General features: G+C 57.1%; 19 protein-coding genes and 2 riboswitches. Of the genes, 6 read left to right on the top strand and 13 right to left on the bottom strand.

Features of this window, described 5'->3' with window-relative positions; translation table 11 throughout:
- Positions 1-297: 297 nt before the first annotated feature.
- Complete coding sequence (locus tag HIJ39_RS15265) at positions 298-771, top strand: DUF420 domain-containing protein (RefSeq protein ID WP_338055198.1); 474 nt, start codon at positions 298-300, stop codon at positions 769-771.
- A 274-nt stretch (positions 772-1,045) separates the two neighbouring features.
- Here HIJ39_RS15265 and HIJ39_RS15260 read toward each other — a convergent pair whose 3' ends face one another.
- The gene (locus HIJ39_RS15260) at positions 1,046-2,032 is read right to left on the bottom strand and encodes an NAD-dependent epimerase/dehydratase family protein (protein WP_207711708.1); all 987 of its coding nucleotides are present in this window, start codon (positions 2,030-2,032) and stop codon (positions 1,046-1,048) included.
- 14 nt (positions 2,033-2,046) lie between these two features.
- A complete protein-coding gene (locus HIJ39_RS15255) occupies positions 2,047-2,601 on the bottom strand; it encodes a sigma factor (RefSeq protein ID WP_169101204.1) in 555 nt (184 codons plus the stop codon).
- A 540-nt stretch (positions 2,602-3,141) separates the two neighbouring features.
- Between HIJ39_RS15255 and HIJ39_RS15250 the strand changes: the two genes are divergently transcribed.
- Positions 3,142-4,077 carry an N-acetylmuramoyl-L-alanine amidase family protein gene (locus HIJ39_RS15250; protein WP_338055197.1) on the top strand — a complete coding sequence of 312 codons (936 nt, stop codon included), beginning with the start codon at positions 3,142-3,144 and terminating at the stop codon, positions 4,075-4,077.
- Between the two features lie 49 nt (positions 4,078-4,126).
- Positions 4,127-4,288: riboswitch (cobalamin riboswitch) on the top strand.
- 87 nt (positions 4,289-4,375) lie between these two features.
- Positions 4,376-5,317, top strand: coding sequence for an ABC transporter substrate-binding protein (locus HIJ39_RS15245; protein ID WP_243239738.1), 942 nt, complete (start codon positions 4,376-4,378; stop codon positions 5,315-5,317).
- A 369-nt stretch (positions 5,318-5,686) separates the two neighbouring features.
- Here HIJ39_RS15245 and cobT read toward each other — a convergent pair whose 3' ends face one another.
- The 8 genes from cobT to HIJ39_RS15205 all read right to left on the bottom strand — a co-directional run bounded on the left by cobT (position 5,687) and on the right by HIJ39_RS15205 (position 14,274).
- Positions 5,687-7,465, bottom strand: coding sequence for a nicotinate-nucleotide--dimethylbenzimidazole phosphoribosyltransferase (gene cobT / locus HIJ39_RS15240; protein WP_169101200.1), 1,779 nt, complete (start codon positions 7,463-7,465; stop codon positions 5,687-5,689).
- A complete protein-coding gene (locus tag HIJ39_RS15235; protein WP_169101198.1) occupies positions 7,462-8,244 on the bottom strand; it encodes an ABC transporter substrate-binding protein in 783 nt (260 codons plus the stop codon). Before HIJ39_RS15235 ends, cobT begins: the two co-directional genes overlap by 4 nt.
- Before the next feature lie 172 nt (positions 8,245-8,416).
- On the bottom strand, positions 8,417-9,517 hold the full coding sequence (locus HIJ39_RS15230) for a pyridoxal phosphate-dependent aminotransferase (protein WP_169101196.1): 1,101 nt from the start codon (positions 9,515-9,517) through the stop codon (positions 8,417-8,419).
- Positions 9,507-10,280, bottom strand: coding sequence for an adenosylcobinamide-GDP ribazoletransferase (locus tag HIJ39_RS15225; RefSeq protein WP_169101195.1), 774 nt, complete (start codon positions 10,278-10,280; stop codon positions 9,507-9,509). The genes HIJ39_RS15230 and HIJ39_RS15225 overlap by 11 nt, the downstream gene beginning before the upstream one ends.
- Positions 10,262-11,227, bottom strand: a complete 966-nt coding sequence (gene cbiB, locus HIJ39_RS15220) for an adenosylcobinamide-phosphate synthase CbiB (RefSeq protein WP_207711707.1) — start codon at positions 11,225-11,227, stop codon at positions 10,262-10,264. Before cbiB ends, HIJ39_RS15225 begins: the two co-directional genes overlap by 19 nt.
- Positions 11,221-11,865 carry a bifunctional adenosylcobinamide kinase/adenosylcobinamide-phosphate guanylyltransferase gene (cobU, locus tag HIJ39_RS15215; RefSeq protein ID WP_207711706.1) on the bottom strand — a complete coding sequence of 215 codons (645 nt, stop codon included), beginning with the start codon at positions 11,863-11,865 and terminating at the stop codon, positions 11,221-11,223. The genes cbiB and cobU overlap by 7 nt, the downstream gene beginning before the upstream one ends.
- Positions 11,853-12,004, bottom strand: a riboswitch (cobalamin riboswitch). Its footprint overlaps the gene before it by 13 nt.
- Positions 12,005-12,081: 77 nt before the next feature.
- Positions 12,082-12,864, bottom strand: a complete 783-nt coding sequence (locus HIJ39_RS15210) for a Cof-type HAD-IIB family hydrolase (protein ID WP_169101193.1) — start codon at positions 12,862-12,864, stop codon at positions 12,082-12,084.
- Between the two features lie 45 nt (positions 12,865-12,909).
- The gene (locus tag HIJ39_RS15205) at positions 12,910-14,274 is read right to left on the bottom strand and encodes a cobyrinic acid a,c-diamide synthase CobB (RefSeq protein ID WP_169101191.1); all 1,365 of its coding nucleotides are present in this window, start codon (positions 14,272-14,274) and stop codon (positions 12,910-12,912) included.
- Between the two features lie 309 nt (positions 14,275-14,583).
- On the opposite strand from HIJ39_RS15205, the gene HIJ39_RS15200 reads away from it, so the two are divergent.
- Together HIJ39_RS15200 and HIJ39_RS23730 are read left to right on the top strand one after the other, a co-directional pair.
- The gene (locus tag HIJ39_RS15200) at positions 14,584-15,048 is read left to right on the top strand and encodes a phage tail protein (protein WP_169101189.1); all 465 of its coding nucleotides are present in this window, start codon (positions 14,584-14,586) and stop codon (positions 15,046-15,048) included.
- Between the two features lie 1,100 nt (positions 15,049-16,148).
- Positions 16,149-16,487 (top strand): nucleoside/nucleotide kinase family protein, encoded by a 339-nt coding sequence (locus tag HIJ39_RS23730; protein ID WP_207711705.1) that lies wholly within the window; start codon positions 16,149-16,151, stop codon positions 16,485-16,487.
- A gap of 30 nt (positions 16,488-16,517) precedes the next feature.
- Here HIJ39_RS23730 and HIJ39_RS15190 read toward each other — a convergent pair whose 3' ends face one another.
- Positions 16,518-17,072 (bottom strand): GNAT family N-acetyltransferase, encoded by a 555-nt coding sequence (locus HIJ39_RS15190; RefSeq protein ID WP_207711704.1) that lies wholly within the window; start codon positions 17,070-17,072, stop codon positions 16,518-16,520.
- Positions 17,073-17,219: 147 nt separating this feature from the next.
- Positions 17,220-17,756, bottom strand: coding sequence for a GNAT family N-acetyltransferase (locus HIJ39_RS15185; RefSeq protein WP_169101185.1), 537 nt, complete (start codon positions 17,754-17,756; stop codon positions 17,220-17,222).
- A 992-nt stretch (positions 17,757-18,748) separates the two neighbouring features.
- Here HIJ39_RS15185 and HIJ39_RS15180 point away from each other — a divergent pair.
- Positions 18,749-19,954 (top strand): hypothetical protein, encoded by a 1,206-nt coding sequence (locus HIJ39_RS15180; RefSeq protein WP_169101183.1) that lies wholly within the window; start codon positions 18,749-18,751, stop codon positions 19,952-19,954.
- Between the two features lie 72 nt (positions 19,955-20,026).
- Here HIJ39_RS15180 and HIJ39_RS15175 read toward each other — a convergent pair whose 3' ends face one another.
- Positions 20,027-20,830, bottom strand: a complete 804-nt coding sequence (locus HIJ39_RS15175) for a class I SAM-dependent methyltransferase (protein ID WP_169101181.1) — start codon at positions 20,828-20,830, stop codon at positions 20,027-20,029.
- Between the last annotated feature and the right edge of the window lie 478 nt (positions 20,831-21,308).

The raw sequence follows: 21,308 nt of genomic DNA, 5'->3' as shown, positions 1-21,308 counted from the left end.
CTAATGTCCCACTGCGGTCGTCAAGGGTTAGTCGTCTGCTCTATCATTTCAGTCAACCTGACTTTGACGAATCCCTGGACGGAGGACAAGCAGGCGCTACAAATGGGCCCCGTGATTCGTTAAATTCTTGGCCTCTTCCTGGAGGTGTGCATGGCGGTCGCCCCGCGGAAGTGACCTCGCGCATTGGGGGGGCCATCCTTGGCGATACGGTTATGAATACTCAAGAGAGGTGTGGGGCCCGTCCGAAGGGAATCGGCAGCCGCTCTAACTTTGAATCCGTAGATGGGAGGGACATCCGTGCATCGAGCCTGGAATCTATTCAATGAGCTCTTAATGCTGACCAGCGCTGGATTTGTCACGGCCGGCTGGTATCAAATACGTCATCGTCACGTCCGCCGTCACCGGCGCTTCATGCTAACCGGGGCGACATTAGGCGCCGCATTCTTTGTTAGTTATGTCGCGGCAAGTTTTCTTATTGGGGATACCTATTTTGGCGGTCCCAAGGCCATGGCCATACCGTATCAGATTTTTCTGCAGGTACACGTGTTGCTTGCCACCGCCGCGGCCGTATTGGGCATTCTGACCATTCGTTATGCCTTGCGTGCCGCCTTCCGTCGCCATAAAAAGGTGGCGCCGTGGACCGCCAGTGCGTGGCTGGTCGCCGCTGGAACTGGTCTCGTGGTATTTTTACTTCTCTTTGTCGTCTATCCTCAGGGTCCCAGTACCACCGCGTTGTGGAATCTGGTATTGCATTCTCATCCGACCCATTAGGCGTTTGACCCATCCATCCGACCGGCACCTTACGGCTTCTACTCCAGCCTTTAGAAACACGAAGCTTCACCAAATCTAAGAATATCCGCGCAGCCTGGACGACTTAGGTCTCCACGCGCGCGCCTTCTCTGCTGCCTGGGAACCGACAAGCGCACAGCGTCGGACAATGGCTGGGCTCGCATGTTCGTTAGAGCCTCTCCCGGGCAAGGCTGGAGCCAAAAATTACCGGACAAATCTTGTGCCCGTCGAACCCGCTAAAATCAGGGTGCTTCCGTTATCGCTGAAACCATTCGGTTAACAGAGCCTTTTCCCGTTCGGGTCCCATCCCCGCCTTCATCGGTTCCATCCGGTCACGATCCCACTGCCAGGTGTCGCGAATGGTATCCGTCAGCGGACGGAACGCAAGGCCGGTACCCAGAGCCCGTTCAATACTGACGGCCATGAACCCCGGCCACCCGGCGGCTTCCGAAATCCAGAGCGGGAGTTCGGTCCACTCCTCCACCTGATGTTGGGCTAAAAAGTCTTCATTCACCCAAACGGGACGGCCTGCATTCGGGATAGCAGACTGCAACGTCTTCACGAGCTCGCCCATGGTCAAAGGATGGGCTGGGCCCGTGGCGTTGTATATCCCCACCACGCCCGATTCCACCGCGCGCACCATCCAGTCCGCCAAGTCCCGGGCATCAATGAACTGCACCCGCCTCGCAGGGGAACCGGGAACCAAAACATCGTCGCCGCGTCCAAAGCGACGGACCCAATAGGTGAAACGGTCCGTGGGATCATGCGGCCCCACAATCAAGCCTGGTCGGATAATAAAGGCATCGTTCCCATACACCTCTTGGACCGCCGCTTCTGAGAGCGCTTTCAAAGGACCATAGAAGGCGGCCACGTCCTCGGTGGCGGCGTCCTCGACCTCACCTACCGGAAACTCCTCATCCATGCCCTCCTGGTCAAAGTCGGCATAGACCGAAATACTGGAGACAAACACGTAGCGTCCCACATGCGGCCTTAAGAGCTCTGCCGATGCCCGCACCACCCGCGGAACGTAGCCGCTTGTATCGATCACCACGTCCCAGTTCCGGCCGTGAAGCGCGTCCAGGTTGCCGTCACGGTCACCGCGGAGCTCTACCGACTTGGGAAAGAGCCCCGGGGCAGTCTTTCCGCGGTTGAACAAGGTAACATCGTGACCCGATCTCAGGGCTGACTCCACCAGATGCCGCCCCAAGAAGTGGGTGCCGCCTAAAAGGAGCACCTTCATCATCACGCCTCCAAACGTTAGGGATTTTGCCCGAACTGCATCTTGAGCCGACGACGCGCGCGTTGCCGACGCTTGCGAAACTTTTCATAGTCCACGGAGGTCGCGGCCATACTTGGCCGCCATGCCAAAGCCTTGCGATCGTCCGGGCGTAGCGACTGCACCGCCTGCGCAATGTCGAGCGTCCGTTCGTTCAGCCGCTCATCCCGCCGCCGTTGCTTGAGATATGCGCGGCGGATGCGCTGATGGATGGTGTTTTCCACATATTCACTGAAGGTAGTCTGGTGGTGCGCGGGACGGAATGCACACACCGCCTCCCAAAGCGCCAAGGCTCCTTCGCCCTGCAAGTCATCCACATCGCCACCAGCGCTCCCGTACCGGGTTGACTCTGCGATAATGTGGAGCCAAAAATGGACCACGAAGGCCTCTTGCACCTCCATCCACCCTCGCCGTAGTTCAGGCAGTTGGCCATCGTGCCATGCCATTGCAATCGGTGGCAGCGATCCTGACCACGCCGATTGCAGCACGCGCCACAAGCTGGACGACTTGCCGTGCCATGCGATGACTAAACTCATTGCGATTCCCCTCCCATGTTTCGCCGTGATCGACCAGCCATTGCCCATCACGCCCCCAGCGCTCATCTATAGCGCGGCTCAAGATCTGGCGTGGCACAACCGATTGGTGTGTTGTTCCCATATTCTATCCCCACTGGTTAAGCGGGACCACTCTTTAGGCGTGCTCTGACAATCGGGAATTCGGCTGGCATGGCACCACCTCTTGCTAACGCAACTCTGCCGTCCGAACATGTTGTGCTCTTTAACGCAACAAAGTTCTAGGCAATCTGCGGTCTTCGCACGATGACCCGAACCCGATGATTACGGATCTCTTTCACCTCACTTGATCTATGTTCCGGACCGGGGACAGTCGGGACAACCGCGCGGAATTTTGCTGCCTCACGGGCGGCCTGGATGTATGACCGACGCCGTTCTTTCCCGGGGTATCGGTTGAAGTTTTTGCTCATACTAGGCCAGATACTATTCTGATCAGAACCGAAGTTCGGCCGGAGTCGTCCCATTGGGAACGACACCCTCTCTCAAACCAAATACGATGACTTAATGAAGCGACATGTCGTTGGGAGGAAGTTTATGCCTCGTTGGTACGGTCTGGTTTCGGCCTTGAGTCTCGGGGCGATGTTAATGGCCGCCTCGAGTCAGACGGCGGTGGGCTACACACTCTCCGGCCGGGGGAGTCCCCTCACCCCTCTCTGCGTACGCGTAAAGGCAAAGAGCAACCATGGTTGCCCATCGAAAAATTGCAAGGCATTAGAAAGCTGGACTATTGTCCTCGATCCTGGTCATGGAAAGGACCCCCGGAATGGGAATGCAAACGGTCGTTCCCACACAGGAGCCCGAGGTGCGAACGGAGCGTGGGAGGACCCCAACAACTTGGCGGTGGCAAGGCGGCTGGAATCTTTGCTGACATCGGAAGGAGCCCGCGTGTATCTGACCCGTGGGGAGTATAATCCCGGCTTGCCGGGTAAACCGGGTCTTCGCAACCGCGTCCTCCTGGCCGAACAGGTCCATGCCGACATCTTTATCAGCCTTCATCAAGATTGGAGCAGCAAGAGGACCGCCAGGGGAGGAGAGACATTCTATTACTTTGCCGACTCTCGCCCATTAGCGGCCATCGTTCAACGTCACCTGGTCGCGACGACGGGCCTTAAGGACCGGGGCGTGCACGTGGGCCAATTTTACGTATTGAAACACACAACCATGCCAGCAGTCCTGGTGGAAGGAGGATTTTTGAGTAACCCGGAGGAATCCGCTCTCATTAGTTCTCCCGCCTTTCATCAAAAAGAGGCCGATGCACTGAACCGCGCAGTCCTAGAGTATGCCGAAGGCAGGCCGCGATCATTACGATGGTGGACCCGGTTATGGCCCTGGCGGCATCATGAACCACCACGGCATCCTAACCGCCAATACGCTGTAATCTTAAGGGTCGGTGCCGTCCTGGGCACGGCTTATCGCCCCTTTTTGGATCGGCTGCACTAACCAGGCTGGACGAGCGCGGCTTGTCTGGAACAGCCAGAATGTATACACTCGATGCAACCGAATTGTAGGTGTATAACAGGGAATCAGGCGAAAATCCTGAGCGGCACCCGCCACTGTTTACGGGGAGCAGACCTGCCACAACATCTGTTGGAAGGCCGGTCAGATGCAATGATCCGAAAGCCAGGAGACCTACCTGCAAATATTCGGACGAGCCTGCGGGTTGTCAGGCGCCGCCTTCTTTTTATGCGGCCCTTCTCGCCTGAGGTTCATCTTACGATGAGAGAAGGATACCAGAACCATGTCTAATAAGTGGCTCAGCATGACCGTAATACTGACGTTCGGAACCGGCATATTAGCCGGATGCGGAACAACAACAAGCACCGCAGCACGTCCACCAGCCCTGATTCGCATTACCGACGATCTCCATCACACCATAACATTAACCAAGCCGGCCACGCGGATCGTCACCTTGGAACCTAGCAACGCTGAAATTGCTCTAGACTTAGGCTTAAAACCAGAAATAGTCGGCACCGATCAGACGACATTTCAGTACACGCCCGCACCGTGGAAACAGCAATTGCACGGCATCCCTAATATCGGGCCCTCCTATCCCGGTATCAGCGTCGAAAAAATTGTGGCGGCCAAGCCCAATCTGGTCATTGCCACCACGGGCATCAAAGGGCTGAGCTCATTGGCACGGTTCCATATTCCAGTGTTAGTGCTGCAACCCACCTCAGTTCAGGGCATCTACCACGATGTTATGTTGGTAGGGCGCGCGACGGGAAAAACCGCCCAAGCGCGTGCCACCGTGATCCACATGAAGCATCAGCTCGCCACCATCCAACAGGTGGTTCGCCGCGTGAAAACTCGGCCGACGGTGTTTTACGATTTGGGTGGACTCTATACCGCCGGTCCCCATACATTTCTCAACGCCCTCATTGATATGGCGGGAGCGTTTAATGTAGGCGCCCGACTGTCAACGCAGCAGTATCCCCAGGTCACCGCCGAACAGGTGGTCAAGGCCAATCCTGAGGATATTCTCATCGACCCCGAATCCGGAACGACCGTGTCCAAGGAAGAGCACCTTGCGGGCTTTTCCGCCATCACCGCGGTAAAAACCGGGCATGTCGACGTCATCCCCGACTCGTCTTATGTCAACGAGCCATCGCCAGCCTTGGTGATGGGATTGAAGGAATTGGTAAAAATGCTCCACCCTCAATTAAAGCTCCCGACCAAGTAGGGACTTCTGTGTGCGCTCATTGACGTGCCTGCTCATGTGTCAGTGTCTGAACGGCCTCCCAAGCACATGGAGGCCGTTCATTCTGGGACGAGAAATATTGGTCTCAATACGCGTTGCCGGAGTACATTGGGATTATTCGTCCCCCTCTGCGGCGGCTCCCCGCCAAACGCGGATTTTCGGAGGCATGGCTAAATCCGCCCCAACATCCCAACCCCCCGTCCGAATTCAGGCATGCGCGGGCCAACCCTAAAGACGCATGCCTCATCAAAGCACCGTAGGCATGGGCTCGTACACCATCCTAGTAGTGGTTTTTTCCGCCGTTTAGTCTACTAATCTTGCCATGATTACCCCAACATCGAAATCAGCCTGCTATTCTTCCATGCGATGAGTTGGGTTGCCCCACCTCTCTTCATAAACTAAAGAGGCGAGGTCCACGCGCTGGCGCCATCCCACCCGTTGCAGGACCGGAATCTCCGGAAAATGCGGGGTGTACCCCACCGTCAGCAACGCCACAGGCTCCACATGTTCGGGGATGCCCAACACATCCCGCACGTCTTCCTTCCGGTACATACTGACCCAGCCCATCGCCACGCCTTCGGCCCGAGCAGCCAACCACATATTTTCGATAGCGCAAGCCGTAGACATCACATCGGTTTCAGGTATCGTGTTGCGTCCCAAGACATGCGGGCCTCCCCGCGTCGGATCATTAGTCACACAGAGCGTGATGGGCGCATCCATCAGTCCTTCAACTTTCAAACGTAGGTAGTAGTCCCGTTGGGCATCCGGATAATGTTGCCCCGCAATCACCCGCTCCCGTTCAACCAGCGCCTGCAGGCGCCGGCGGGTCTCCTGATCGCGGATGATTACGAAATTCCACGGTTGCATAAACCCGACTGAGGGCCCTCGGTGACCCGCATCCAAGATTCGGGCCAAGGTAGCGTCCGGAACGGGATCTGGTAGGAAAATGCGGATGTCTCGCCGAGCCCAGATGACCTTATAGACCGCCTCCTTTTCCATCGGCGTAAACCCCAGCGCCACCGGCCCCGCGCCGCCCGACTGCTGCACGGGTTCTTCGGCAACCCTTGCGTGATGCGGATTGGTCACCCGTGCGTCCGTAAAAGTGGCCGTCTCAGCCACGATTTTCAATGCTTGGGTTATGAGGGGCAGCGCCAGCAAGGCCCCCGACCCTTCACCGAGACGCATGCTCAAGTCCAACAACGGCGTGAGATCAAGCGCACCCAGTATAAGCTTGTGAGCTGGTTCCGGAGAACAATGGCCAGCAATCAAATACCGCGCCGTGGACGGCTCCATGCGCACCGCAGCTAGTGCCGCCACACCAGTTGTCATCCCATCCAACAAAACCGGCACGCCTTGCATAGCAGCCGCGAGTACCGCCCCGCTCATGGCAGCAATCTCGAATCCACCCAGCTTTCTTAAAACATCCCTGGCATCATGGCTGTCAGGCTGGTTAACACGAAGGGCGGAGTCAATGACGGCGGTTTTTCGGACCAACGTCTCGGCTCCAATTCCAGTCCCAGGACCCACGACATCTGCGGCTGGCACGCCCAGAAGGCAAGCGGCCATCGCGGACGCGGCCGTGGTGTTTCCAATGCCCAGTTCGCCCAGAATGATCAAATCGTGGCCCTGGTCGACGGCCTCGCACACGGTCTGCCATCCCACCTCGAGCGCGTGATTTAATTCCTCGGCGGTCATGGCCGGCCCTTGCGCAATGTTACACGTTCCCAAGCCGACCTTTCGCACCCTGACACCAGGATGTCGCACGGGCCGCCGGATGCCCACGTCAACCATCCAAAGATCTGAACCCGCTCCACGCGCAAGGACGCTGGAGACCGCACTACCCATGGCCACGTTCACGGCCATTTCTTCGGTCACGTCCGGGCCGTACAGAGACACGCCTTTTTCCACAACACCATGGTCCGCAGCAAAAATTACGGTTAATGGCTTCTCGATCCGGGGAACGACATGGCCACTAATGCCCGCTAGATGCACGATAAGCGGTTCAAGCCGACCGAGGCTGCCACGAGGCTTGGTCAGATCATCAAGTCGCGCTTGTGCGCGACTCATCGCTTGTCGATTCAACGGCGGCGCTTCCCCATGGCGCGTCCTCCATCGAAACGCCGGGCTCATGACACAGCCTCCCGGATGATCCGCGCCATGTCTTGGAGACGGTCGACCAACCGAATGCCACACTCAAGCACTGTGCCATCCACCTCGAAGATGCGGCCGGTTTGCAATGCAGGCACCTGATCCGCCTGAGAACGCGCCTGCATCTGGTCTAATTCGAAGGGCTTCCCGCACCATGACGCAAAAATGATGTCAGGTTGGGCCGCGATCCATTCCTCCGGAGCCACAACCCGGTCCCGGGCCAGTCGTCCACGGAGTGCACGCTCGCGAAAGATATCGATCCCACCGGCTGCATCAATTAAATCGCTCACCCAACCAACCCCGGCAATCAACGGATCCATCCATTCCTCAAAATAGACACGGGGTCGACGCTTGAGGCTTTGGGACGCTTGGCGCACGGCGTCCACTTCACCTTGTAGGCGCCGAACCAAAGACTCGGCCCGATGAGCCTCACCGACCGTGGCCCCCAACAACCGTACGTTGCCGAATAAATCCTCTAAGCGATGGGGATTGAGATGCAGAATCGACGCGCCACGCTCGGCCAGGCCCGCCGCTAGCTTCAGTTGGACGGTGGACGTAAGGATGACCAAGTCAGGCTGTGGGCCCATAATGCGGTCCACGCTGCCATGTTGAAATCCACTTACCGTAGGGATGTTTAGTGCCTCTTCGGGATACGTGGTATAGGCGGATATGCCCACCACGCGATCCAATGCCCCGAGTTCGGCTAAAATCCCGGGAATTTCCGACGCCAAGCAGACAATCCTTTCAGGATATCGATGCATTGTTTGTCTCCCCCAACATGTTCGACATCTGTTCGCAGTTCCATCTCACCTTTCCCAGCCAATCCATCAGCCCACGACATAGGCCCCCAGCCGACGTCATGCGATTGATGGATCTTCGGCACCTTTCTGCTAGTCCAAAAGCAGATGCACGCCGCGTTACCGTCCTTTTTTATCATCGACTGCCTTCCTCGCCCACAATCACCTGAACCGTTGCATGGAGCCGCTGGTTCTCCGTTCTGGTACGAATCGCCACGCGCCAATACGCGGACCCTAACCCGTCGAAATCCGAACAGAGCCGGACCAAGATGCCGCGATGAAAGAGGGTGCGCGACACACGTCGAGACAGATCTTCATCGGTCCAGCGCAATAAAAAAAAGTTCATTGCGGTAGGTTCCCGCTGATATAGGGCGCTGGGACCCCAAAGAGCTGCAACCTGCTGCTGTTCCTGATGAAGCCAATTTTGCGTGGCATTTCTAAAGGCCATGTCTTGAAGGCCGACCGACGCCGCTTTTTGTGCAAGATGGCCAACGCTCCAGCGGTCACGCAAGCGCTCGACGCTAGCCACCCAGGCTTGGTCCGCGATCGCATATCCGAATCGAAGTCCGGGTATCGCCAAATACTTCGTCAACGACCGCACCACGATCACCCGGCTCCCCGGTTGCAAAGCCTCTGAGATTGCTGTGTTTGCCGGCTCATCATCGAGAAAGTCTATGAACGATTCGTCAATCAGAAGGGCCACGCCGCGTTCCGCCAACGCCCGGACAGGCGCCGAAAAATGACTCCTTGCCACGTGGCGGCCGCTCGGATTATGCGGATTGTTCCAAATAAGGCAATCGCCCGGCCGCATCTCCTCAGCCAAGCGGCCCCATGGGGGTACGAAATCGGGACGCTCCAACGGCACCGAAACCACGGGTAGACGATTCCGCTGGGCTGCCGCCCGATACTCGCTAAACGCCGGCTCTAGAATCCAGACACGGTTGGGGGACAACGCCCGCAACGCCAAATCGATAGCTTCCGTGGCCCCGTTGCTGATGAGGACGTTGTCGTTGAAAACCCCATGCCGATCCGCAATGACATGCTTTGCTTCCGCCTGCGTCGCATCGGGGTAGAATCGGATGTCATCGAGCGCATTCATCAACGCCTGGCGCACGGATTCCGGCGGTCCTAACGGATTGATGTTCGCACTGAAATCCAGAACATTGGATAGCGGCAGGCCTAATGCGCGGGCAACGGTATGTACTTGGCCTCCGTGCACAGCAGGTTTAACGTCCAAAGCCCCATCCCCCCGTTAAGGTGAGAAACCCGACCCATTCGACAATTTCGAGGAGCGCTCCATAGGTGTCACCCGTGGCTCCGCCGAACCGCCGGCAAATCAGGAGCCCCCAGAGCAGGGTCACGCCCGTCGAGAGAATCAACAGCTCCAATGCCTGTCGCCACGGCAACAAGCCCACGGTCGTCAGCACCCCCACCACTGTTGCCCCAGCAAGCGTCCATTTAGATAGCTGCCCTGCATACAGGGTTCCGAGTCCCTCGGGCCTCGCTGCTGGAACTTCCATCATCAACCAGACAACCGATGTCCTGGCTAAGACTGGCACGACCACCCAAACGCCAAAATCATATACGGGAAGATGGGAAAAAGCGATTGCCTTCCCCATTAGCACCAGTATCACAGCCACAGCCCCCATGGTGCCGATGCGGCTGTCCTTCATCACAGCCAACGCCTCGGGACCTGATCGGCGGCTCCCTAAGGCGTCAAATGTATCTGCCAACCCGTCAAGATGCAAGGCTCCTGTCATCAGCACGTACAACGCCAAGGTCACCACAGCCGCCGGAAAGTGGGCAACGAAATGCTTGCCCGCCCACATTAAGCCCCACAGTAACAGCCCCAATCCCCATCCAACCACCGGGAAAAAGCCCATGCTGCGGCGAAGTGCATGGTAATAGACACGCCCAACGACCGGCATGGGCACAATGGTTCCAAAGGTCACGACCAGTGCCAGACTTTGCAGCACCTTTCTCATTGTGCCGCCGACCACAAACATACTCCCACAGCCACTAGGACTAGACCGATGATGACGCCCGTCCAGTGGACCACTCGGACGGCGCGGAGAATGTCCTCGGGCTCCAGGGGACGCGTCGCATCGCCCAACTCCGCCCGATGCGAGGGCACGCCCCCATAATAATTGAGGCCCCCAAGTCGCACGCCAAGGCCGCCCGCCATCATCGCCTCGGGGATTCCCGCGTTGGGACTGGGATGGCGACGCGCGTCTCGCCGCATGGTCCTCCAGGCCTGCCTGGGTGCGAGCCTCAGAATAGCCATCCCCACCCACAGCAACGCAACGGTCAGGCGTGCGGGAATAAAATTCATGACATCATCGAGTCTGGCAGAGGCCCACCCAAAATCCCGGTAGCGAGCATCGCGATAGCCCACCATCGAATCCAGTGTATTGACTGCCCGATACGCGATCGCGAGCGCAGCCCCTCCCACGACCGCGTAGACGATCGGGGCCACGATGCCATCCACGATGTTTTCCGCCAGTGTTTCGACGGCGGCCCGAATCACATCCTTCTCCGAAAGATGGTCGGTGTCACGCCCCACGATTTGCCCCACTGCCCGCCGGGCCGTAGGTAATCCTTGAGTCAAGGCATGGTAAACCTCGAGGCCTGCGTCCCCCAAGCCCTTCCACGCGACCGTGGTGGACGTGATCCAAATGGCAGTCGCCAACGCCAGTGGTGACCAAACCCGTCCCAGCCCCCATATCAGGATCCATGTGGCTCCACCGGCCATCAGCGGGATTCCAATTGCCAAGAGCATGCCACGAATTCTCAGACCACCGGGGCCGAGGGCATCGCGATTCGTGCGCCGGTCGTAAGCACCGATGGCCCTGCCCATGAGGGTTACGGGGTGCGGCCATCCCTGGGGATCGCCCACCAAGGCGTCAACGCCCAATGCCATGGCTCCCAGGTCCCAAGTGTTTACCATTCTGGTCCCAACTTTCGAACATCCAGTGGGAGTCCCGCTACCATCCAAATGACATGTTCAGCGGCACGCGCCACCTGCTGGTTCAAGCGGCCCAGCGCGTCACGGTAGCGGCGGGCCAAAGGATACTCGGGCACAATACCCTGCCCCACCTCATTACTGACGACAACCAGATCGTAACGAAATGCCTCCAGGGACCGGCACAACCCGCCAATGCGGTGTTCAATGGCGGCATCAGTCAAGCCGGCATATATCCAGTTGTTAAGCAACAAAGAGAGGCAATCAAGCAATACAATTGCAGGCTCTTGGCGTTCGTCCAGCCATCGAGCCACGTCCATGGGCTCCTCAACCGTAAGCCAATGAGATGGACGATTCTGTTGGTGAATGGCAATGCGATCGCGCATTTCCTGGTCTGTGACGATTCCCGTCGCAAGATAAACCACCGGCTCGGAAGTTCGTCCGGCGAGCAGCGCAACCCTTTCTTCTGCGTAGCGGCTTTTCCCGCTGCGCGCCCCTCCCAAAATAAACGAATACCCCACGAGCACGTCCCACCCATCGTAATAAAGAAGACCGTCTCGACGACGGTCTATGGATAGGGACAGAATCTCCATGACCTTTCCTCGAAGGCGGATTCTGCGCATCCAAGGCAGGTCTCCTGGCTCTCGAACCGAAGGTTCGATTACAGTGGCGGGACCGCACCGGTTTTGCACCGGTTTCCCTATTCTCTCGTAATCCCCAACCGATACGGTCGGGGCGAGCACCTTGGACGATGTGCGCGGCTTCTTATCGTCATGGTATGGAAGGTCTTCGTCCTTGTCAACGCGTGAAGCCTTCGCGGGAGGCTGCGGGCACCCCCTTCAAATAATACCGAGATGGTGTAAAGCCGCTGCTACCCCGTCCTGGTCGTTGGTGGCCGTAACATATTTGGCGCGCCTTTTTAACAAGTCCATGGCATTCCCCATAGCCACGGGGTACCCGCAGAACGCAAACAACCCCAGATCATTCGGGCCATCCCCAAACACCATAACTTTCTCAGGCTTTATGCCCAACGCATCGAGCACTCGACTCAACGCGCTCTCTTTGGAGACGGATTTTTCGAAGATCTGTATCAAGGCTCCGTCAATTGTGGCCTGAATTTGCACAAAGGGATCGAAGGGGCGGAGAACGCGTTCCCAGTTGGGAAACCCCGAAATGATAATCTTCGTGGGCGAGAGGGTTTGCATCGCTTTGTGATCCGCCACCTGAGGTAATGGGTAGGGTGCGACGGCCTCAACGACATCCCCTTTGAGACAATACCACGCATCCTCCACCTCAAACGAGATGGTGGAATGAGGTTCTAAGGACAACACTAAATGGGTGATTTGCGTGCTAATTGGGGTAGGAATGGTCCGATGCTCGTAGACAACCCCACGGGATTCGTAGACGGTTAACGCACCGTCAAGGTAAATCACAAATCCCGTCAAAGCCTCCGTGACAAGCAGATGCCGGACCGCACGCGGCGGACGGCCCGTGGCGATGACGATGGGAATGCCTTTTTCCCGGCAAGCCTCCAGTGCCTCAAGATTTCTTTCCGAGATTGTTTTATCGCGAGTCAGCAAGGTTCCATCTAAATCGAGGACAACGCAGTCAATGGTTCTCATTATGCCTCCGAAGCCTGGTAAGACAGGTTTTTCATGAATACCCCGCTATGCCTGTTCAAGCCACGTACGAACAGCTTCTGGGGCCGACGGAAAATACAGGTGGCTATATCCCGCCACAAGTTTGGAAGTGCCGTGGCCCTCAGGAGCCAGGGGCGCACGAGCCGATGACACCTGATATGCCGAAACCAAGCCGTTAGAGCGGCGGATCCGAGAGTGATGATACGCGTGGCCTCGAAACCGGCTTCCAAACGGAAAGATGCCCTCGGTGAGAACCGTCATTTCCCGGTACCCGAGTTCCTGTAATGATGGGGTCATCTCCGTTTCCATGGGAATCGCGCCCACCATCGGAAATCGCGTCCCATGGGACCATATGGCCTCTCCCAGAAACATATATCCACCACATTCGGCCAACGTCGGAATCTGGTCGCACAAAACACGGTGTCGGACATCCGCCAGCATATCCGGGTGTTGGACAAGGTCCGCCAAGTATTCCCCAGGGAATCCCCCGCCTAGATAGAGATGCGTGGCCTCGCGCGGCACGTGATCGCCAGATGTTGGTTGAAACCATAGAAGTTCAGCCCCCAGTTGGGTCAGCAAGTCTAGATTAGCCGGGTAATAAAAATTAAAGGCCCGGTCGTAAGCCACCGCAACGCGGGGACGTTTTGATAGATGGGACTTAGGAGTACGTGGGACCACCACCGATTTAGAATGGTCGTCCGACTGGTTGGCAACGCGCCAAAGTTCCTCGACGTCCAAGGACTCCCCCAATATCTGCGCCGTGACCTCCAACTTGCGGCGACTTTCGTCACGTGTTTCCTGTGCCGTGATGAGGCCTAAGTGCCGTTCAGGCAATACGATGGACGCATCATGGATGAGATAACCCAGTACGGGAACGCCTGTTTCCTGCTCGATGGCCGACTTCACCATGGCGCCGTGTCGCGCACTTCCTGCCCGATTGAGCACGACCGCACGAATTGATGCTCCCCCAGACAACACCTGAAATCCTTTGACGACGGCCGCGGCCGACCGTGCCATCGCGTGGATATCGAGCACCAATAGAATGGGGCAGTCCAACAATTCCGCCACGTGGGCCGACGACCCCCAATTGCTGTCCGACGATACGCCATCTAATAGCCCCATGACGCCTTCGATGAGGGCAATGTCCGCATCCTGACTGTGACGTGTAAACGTCCGGCGGACATCCTCCTCTCCACCCATCCACACATCCAGATTGTAGGAATGTCGACCTGTGATAAGATGATGAAAGGCGGGATCGATATAATCGGGTCCGACTTTGAATGCCTGTACTCGTTTTCCGTGTGCTGTTAAGAGTGCCATCAATGCCAACGAAATTGTTGTCTTTCCACTTCCGCTAGCAGGAGCACCAATGAGCAGACAACCCCTCGACATGTCTGCCTCCTCCCGAAGAAAGAAAAAACTCGGCTTACCAAGAACGAATATCATGTTACCACGCGCTACCGGTCATGGGGCAATCACGGCGGCCGCATCGGCCATGCCGTCGTTAATCCATTGCCATTAATGATGGCCGGCTGCCCACGCAATACCATGGGGCCGTCCCGCAATCACTCCTCGCCCTTATGGGTCGGGTGGGTTTGACCTGATGCGGACCGGTATCCTAGGATGAATCCGAAACGATCTCGTGTCTAGGTGGCAGGCAGATTTCGGATTCCGGTTAGTCGGAAAAAAGGAGCCTTGGCGATGCCGTATATTGTTGATTTTACTAACGTGTCTACGATGGGTTTAGAGTCTTCACCTGTAGCCGAAGCGCTTGCTGGTTTACGCGCCAATGAAGCCCGTTACTTTAAGAACAAATATCAGCATCCATTCACGGTTGTCCCCGTCGTCGAAAGCCGGGAGACATTGGATTATGTCAACCGCATTTTGAAAGAAGAACGCGATATCGAGTTTGCTGCCAAGCCGTTACAAACCTCGCGTTTTCAAGTAGACAATATCCGATTTGCCTACGTCTTTTATGAGGATGGTCTCGTCGTCAACGTCATGTATACGGTCGATGATCCGAAGAAGCGAGCCATTGGTTTTAAACTTTCTGAGGGTATGGAGGTACCGAAGGAGTTAGAGGGGACGTTTAAGTTTGCGACCCAGAAGTCTAAACTCGCTGGAACAATTCGGGGCTCCTTTTTTGTCATTAGAGGAGAATATTAGGCTGGAAAATCCGAGAGTGATTATCGGGCAATCCGCGGGTGACTTTTATGGGCTTGAGTTGAAGCTGCTTGGGGCTCAAGTGCGCGCCGTATATTAGTTATGGGTATTGGAGCTATAAACGTCGGATTGGTGCGAAATCCGCATGGCTACCGAACCTTGTTAGCGCACATCGTGCCACCCCAGTTACCTCGAAACCTTAATCCCCGGGTCGCCCTACCCCGGCCCGGGGCGTATAGCTGTTCACCTAAGATTCGGGATGGAACCAGGTAGTCGAGGTCATCGATATCGGATTAGGCGTGGTGCGGACTTTGCGGGATATCCGATGTTGCCTACCGTACACAGGCCCGACGCCCGACGGAGAAGGTCTCCGCTGGCTGTTAACAGGCACAGTAACCGTCCGCCACGTGGTGCCCATTTCCGGGCTTTTCGTCGGGTGAGCGTCACCGCGACTTAAACTTGTTGCGGGCTCGCTTCCAAGGCCAGATATACATACCGACCACTACAGCCAGGGTCACCACCACGAAGGCGATGACAATCCACATCGCGATCCACATTGGCGCCACCCTCCTCATTTTTTCGCCTTATTATTCCCTTACTCGCCATTCCCATGAGCATGGTCGGCACCCGATACAGAGATCTCTCGATCCCCGCCCGAACCTACACTTTGGGAAGGCCTACGGCCGGTAGACTTTAAACGGCGGCGATTAGCTCCGGTAATGGACCGCCGACCTCCTTGTGGGACATTGGCCCTCTCATACGCCATAGCAAATAGAATGATCACGTGGCACAGGAGGCAGTAATTAACCATCTTCCCGTTAATTTCTTGTACACTGAGCTACATGAACAACAGCCACAGGCGATGGGATCCTCCACTCGACGAAATGCTCGAACCGATCCGAGATCTTCCAGGATCCACGGCAATAATCGGTGTCTCGGGCTATGGCGGCTCTGGCAAGACCACCCTTGCTCGGGCGATGGCAGAGCCATTGTGCGCGCCCGTCGTTTCCATTGATGAATTTGGTACAAGCGCTGTATTCAGGCAATCCGATGATTGGTACGGATTCGATCAGGAACGGCTCCTGAGGCAGGTGCTCGTGCCCTTGGCGCGCGGCGTTCGCGAACTGTCGTACGACAGTTGCGACGACTGGGACTCATGGGCGACCATTCCCACCCATCTAGTTGTGAGACGCTTCTTAATCCTGGAAGGCGTCGGACTCTTCCACCCGGATATTGTCCCGTTTCTGAACTACCGTGTCTGGCTTGAGGTGCCGCTGGACGAGGCCACCGCTCGGGGCATTGCCCGCGAAAGGAGCCTTGGACGGGAACAAAGCGAGATATGGAAGCATTTATGGGAACCCAACGAGATAGCTTTTGAGCGCAAGTTCCAACCCAAGAGGTCGGCCCACTGCTTGGTGCGTCCCGAACTGCCCATCGCATAAAACTCACGTTTAGGCACTCCCACTAATGACTTAAACGGGTGTGGCGGTTTTTCTCGTTTTCCACTCGTGAGCCAATATGCTCATTTCGCAAAGGTTCCAGTAGTCGTCGCCGATTTTTCGAGCGTCCCGTAGAACCCCCTCCAACGTGAAACCGACTTTTCGGTACATTTCGATCGCGGAGTGGTTGAAATCAAATACACCAAGACTCACCCGGTGCAACTGGAGACCGTCGAATGCGATGTCCAACGTTTGCCGGATCATGCTCTGGCCGATTCCTTTCCCGCGCATGGCGGGATCTCCTACTAAAACCTTACCTATCCTTCCCGATTGATTCTTACGATCGATTTGGCCCAGCGATATGTGCCCGACAACTTTGCCACTCTCAGTGTCAAATCCGCGAAAGACCAGAACCTTTGAGCCGGGTCGGTTCGCTTCCAAAACATACTGCTCCAACTGTGGCTCGTCTAAAGGATAGTCAAAACCAGGTCCACCCCATTGCAATAAGAACTCAGGGGAAGTGACCCATGCGACCAGCTGTGGAAAATCTGACCGCTCAAAGTATTGAAGTTCAACCAGGTGGAACACCTCAGTTCGTTATCTTCCAGCTTGGCGCCAAAAGCGAGACCTTGACTCTCAGCATAACACGCCCTGCGGACGAGCAACCGATTCTATGCTTACCGCATGAACACCCCCCCATGGAAGGGATGCATACACTAAGCGTCCGTATGTCCCCTAACGTCCGGTCCACTCCCGCGCCAGGAGCGAATAGCACCGTTGATCTTGGACTTCAGTCTCAAACCAGTAATGCTCGCGCATAATCCCGTCCAAGTGAAAGCCCAGTCCTTCCAACAAGCGGATCGAGGGGATGTTTCCGGAGGCAGTAGTCGCGTACAGCTTATGCAGACGCCATATGCCGTCGGAAAACATCACAGACAGGAAACGTCGGACCATCTCTCGACCGTACCCGTGCTGGCGATGGACCGGCGGAAGATAGTACCCGAACTCGGCACTGCGATTTCGCGGATTATGATCGAAGGTGGTCACGCGGCCTATCGGCGCCTTTTTCGTTGTATCCCACAGGACAAAGATGCGGAGGGCATCGCTACGGAGACGGTGCACGATCGATTCCATGAAGGCATCCCAGTCCGGCAACGCTGAGACCGGCCGACAGGTGAACCGCTCTCGATAAATCTCCTCTTGATCCCAGCGATACAACGTGCGGTGGACATCGACATTCGCCGCCATAACTTCCATTAAGTCAAAGCTCACGGCCCACCCCCTACGATTCATTGCGTGCCGCGTTCTATCGTCGCGGAAACGCGAATTCCGATAGCCTTTTTCTTCGAGCAGGCCGACGAATCCTTCTGGGCGAGTTCCCGAAGGAAGCGATATGGCCTTCATCGATCCACTGTCCCGCCAGAAATTAGCAGTCCGGACGATACCCGACGACCCGTTTGGGAACCACTGGACGACCCTGGGGGAGTTCGTGTTAGTGCCCTAAAGTTATTTTCGGTGTCGACGGACCGCCCCTAACGATGGCCCCGCGCTAACGCGCGAAGAGACATTCGGGCAGGCCCGTCAAGGACGTCGCCCCGCATTGGCGGTAAAGGGCTACACGTAGATCGTGCTACACTGCGCCCCGAAATCTTGGATGGCTCCCCTAAACCGCTCGGCGTCTAAGCATACCCGGGCTCAGGCAGTGTCACCTGCAGGGATATGGATGCGGGGCAGCTTTCATCACTGTAACCGCCGGCGTCGGGATACTGTAGAACGAGCCAAGCACTTCCATTCCGCGGAAGCATGACGACCTGCTCGGATGCATCGGTGATTAGCATCTATCCATCGTTGAGACTCAGTTGAAGTGTAGACACCGGATTCTCGACGACATGGGTCGGGAAAGAATAGCCATGGCCATCAAAAAGAAATCGCGTACCCTGTAAGGGAAGATTTGCGGGCTTTCGCTTCGCGAAAGCGGTGGCTATCTCCGGCCAATGAGAGGATATGCGCATGATGTGCGAGTCGGTCAGGGAGAGCCATGGTCATCGGAAGGACTTTGTTCGGTTCGGTGATTGAGCAGTTCGGCGAGACCATGCCCAATCAATGTTTTTGACAGTTTTCAAGGACAACCTTCCTGCCCGTAACTGGGTGCCCGATTGTTGCCCGCTGTGTCAAGCGACGTGATCCGTGAACTCAGGTAACATGGTTCTTCCGTGCCGCGTTATTCTACGTGAATTGGCCAAGTGTTTTGAGGAGGTACATGGTTGAAATATTCGCTCATCATCAGTGTCGTTACGTTGACGGTCGGATTGGCGGGATGCGGAAGTGCGTCACGGCACAGTACGGCCTCCATCACCGGGCCATCTCAAAGCGGTGTCCAGACAGCCACTCCGCCCAATCCGAGTTCAACACCCACCTCTAGCTTCCCGCCGCCATCTGTGGCAGCGTCGGCATCTTCATCCTCTGTCCCCTCGTCGCCCACGGTGCAGACGACCGCAGCTCCGGTCGTGATGGGCATGGCCGGCGCTCTGGAGACGAACGCCGGCTGGCCCATCAAGGGAGCCAAGACTACCCAGACCGGCACGCCGATGGTCACCGAGCAATTTTCCCGGTCCGGCTTCATCATTGACGGCGTACATTGGACCTGGCCGACTGGTGACACCCATCCTCAGGATTACGTGGTCGTTCCCACCGTCGTCGGCGGTCGCCCCTACATCATTTGGGCTCATCTGGGCGCCCACACTGGTGGATCCGATGACGTGTCGCGGGATCCGACGGAGCCCGCGACGTTATGGATGACGCCATGGTCTGCCGCGGGTGGCCCCCTGGTCAAATACGCGACGTTGCTGACGAACGACATTCCACCCGTATGGAGCCGAACAGGTCAGTGGAACTTTTCCACGCACGGAAGCGCCACCACGGGACAGGTCCCCCCAGTCAAAGTCATGGCGGAGAGCGCCTGGGTAGGATGGTTTCATTGGGGCCGGGTGACTACGCTCTATCAACCCAAACTGGGCGCGTCCGGACAAACCCCGACCGTGGCGTGGCCGAGCACATTGAGTCCCGCCTACAATGGGGTCGTGCTCACCATCAGCACCCATCTCCTCGGCGCGGCCGAGGGGCTGTCAACGAACATCTATTATTTGAATCTCGAGCACCATACGATTACGGGATTAGCGAGTGTGAGCAACGGCGGCGGCATTTTCTCCTCGATCGCCATCTGGAATGGGCTCGTGGTAGACGGGGAAGCGCGCGAACAGGTCAAAACCAGCACATTTTCATCGAACGTTGTGGCGTACAACGAAGTGACCGGCCAACGGCAATCCCTTGTGTGGCCCGACACCGCAGTGTCGAATTTCTACGATTCAGAGATGATTGGCAACCACTTCGTCAACAGTGAGGGAGCCACCATGGCGACACTTCGCGCGCCGCTGTCTCAACTTTACGGCCCAACGCCCAATCCATTTTAGCTCGGCCACTGACAGCCGATCGGAAGCCCATCGCACAGACCTCCTACAGGACACTCGCCCCCGAAAACATGATTAGGTATGTTGAGTGTTTGGGGCTTGCGGGCGGCCCCAGATAATCTCGCCGACCGTCATGAACGCGAGTTGCCCATTCTCCGCGAAAGGCGTGCAGAGCGCTCGAACCTCCCGGTCAAACGCGGCCGCCGCCACCGCCGTCATTCGGTCCCGAGAGAGTCCCTTCCGTGCATGAAATGACTCGATGTAGTCGTCGACAGGCTGCCGAAACGGCACCGGCTTCGTCTCATGGCGGCCGCTCACCGTGAACAATTGGCGTCGGGTCAGTTCCTCGATGAGATCATAGGGTTGATAGTCCTGATTCGTGGATAACCGCTGGATGACCGGTCGGAGCGCTCGGTGCCACGGAGGGGCTACCACCTCCCACCCGACGATGGCCAAGAATCCATTCGGGCTCAGCGCTGCCGCGATGCGCGGGAGGATGACATCCCAGTCCATCCAGTGCAAGCTTTGCCCGGCCGTGACCAGGGCATAGGGCGGGACCAGTGGGGCTTCTTCGGCTTTCCCCACGACCCAGTGCAGATGCGTTCGGTCGCCACCGGGGAGCTGTTTGCCCATGGTAATCATACCGGGAGACCAATCGACGGCATCCACCCGGCTCACACGCGCGGATAGAGGCCGCGCCAATTCGCCACGCCCACAGCCAATGTCGAGGACGTTGGCGGGACTCTCCCGAATGAGCCCCGGCAACACGGCCAACACCTCGTCGGGCACCGGAGGGCGATATCCATAGGCCGCGACGACTGACGCATCGTGAAATTGAGCCGCATACCGCGGTTTCAGGTGATTCGGTTTATCGTCCATCACACAGCGCCATGCCTTTCCTCAATGACTCCTCAGGGGCATCCCGATGGCGCCTCACGCCCATTGAGTAGCTATTCACCGGAAGGGCCATGACGACCCCCATGGCGCGACGAGGGCGGCGAGCGGCCGGGCCACGCGCGCGAGGCCGGCGATGGGATGCCATAGTGCGGACTCGCCGCCGTCGCGGCCGGACTGGCGAATGTCGGCTGTCCCATTATGGGCCTGGTCGAGGACGTACCCCAACCAACCCGATTGCCGCGCGAACCGCGGACGACTTTTGTCAAGAACATGGTTCCGCTCAACTCATCGGAATCCCGCAACAACACACCCCAAACATACGCCTCGTCATGCTGTTGACGTTCTACACCCAATCGTATCGGAACCGCCGTTGGTAGTCCAGTGAGGGTTTTTCATAACCCGAAGTCCTTGATTTGCAATGCTTGTGGGGTCTGAGAAAATTTCTTTCCCCCTGAATTAG

The sequence above is a fragment of the Sulfobacillus harzensis genome, assembly GCF_012933365.1.
Taxonomy (GTDB): domain Bacteria; phylum Bacillota; class Sulfobacillia; order Sulfobacillales; family Sulfobacillaceae; genus Sulfobacillus_B; species Sulfobacillus_B harzensis.
This window is presented reverse-complemented; position numbering and strand designations above follow the sequence as displayed.

Bases quoted from the DNA above. Each gene is read 5' to 3' on its own strand.
- HIJ39_RS15260 (WP_207711708.1), bottom strand. From the start codon at position 2,032: ATGATGAAGGTGCTCCTTTTAGGCGGCACCCACTTCTTGGGGCGGCAT.
- HIJ39_RS15255 (WP_169101204.1), bottom strand. From the start codon at position 2,601: ATGAGTTTAGTCATCGCATGGCACGGCAAGTCGTCCAGCTTGTGGCGC.
- HIJ39_RS15250 (WP_338055197.1), top strand. From the start codon at position 3,142: ATGAAGCGACATGTCGTTGGGAGGAAGTTTATGCCTCGTTGGTACGGT.
- HIJ39_RS15245 (WP_243239738.1), top strand. From the start codon at position 4,376: ATGTCTAATAAGTGGCTCAGCATGACCGTAATACTGACGTTCGGAACC.
- cobT (WP_169101200.1), bottom strand. From the start codon at position 7,465: ATGAGCCCGGCGTTTCGATGGAGGACGCGCCATGGGGAAGCGCCGCCG.
- HIJ39_RS15235 (WP_169101198.1), bottom strand. From the start codon at position 8,244: ATGCATCGATATCCTGAAAGGATTGTCTGCTTGGCGTCGGAAATTCCC.
- cbiB (WP_207711707.1), bottom strand. From the start codon at position 11,227: ATGGTAAACACTTGGGACCTGGGAGCCATGGCATTGGGCGTTGACGCC.
- cobU (WP_207711706.1), bottom strand. From the start codon at position 11,865: ATGCGCAGAATCCGCCTTCGAGGAAAGGTCATGGAGATTCTGTCCCTA.
- HIJ39_RS15210 (WP_169101193.1), bottom strand. From the start codon at position 12,864: ATGAGAACCATTGACTGCGTTGTCCTCGATTTAGATGGAACCTTGCTG.
- HIJ39_RS15205 (WP_169101191.1), bottom strand. From the start codon at position 14,274: ATGTCGAGGGGTTGTCTGCTCATTGGTGCTCCTGCTAGCGGAAGTGGA.
- HIJ39_RS15200 (WP_169101189.1), top strand. From the start codon at position 14,584: ATGCCGTATATTGTTGATTTTACTAACGTGTCTACGATGGGTTTAGAG.
- HIJ39_RS15175 (WP_169101181.1), bottom strand. From the start codon at position 20,830: ATGGACGATAAACCGAATCACCTGAAACCGCGGTATGCGGCTCAATTT.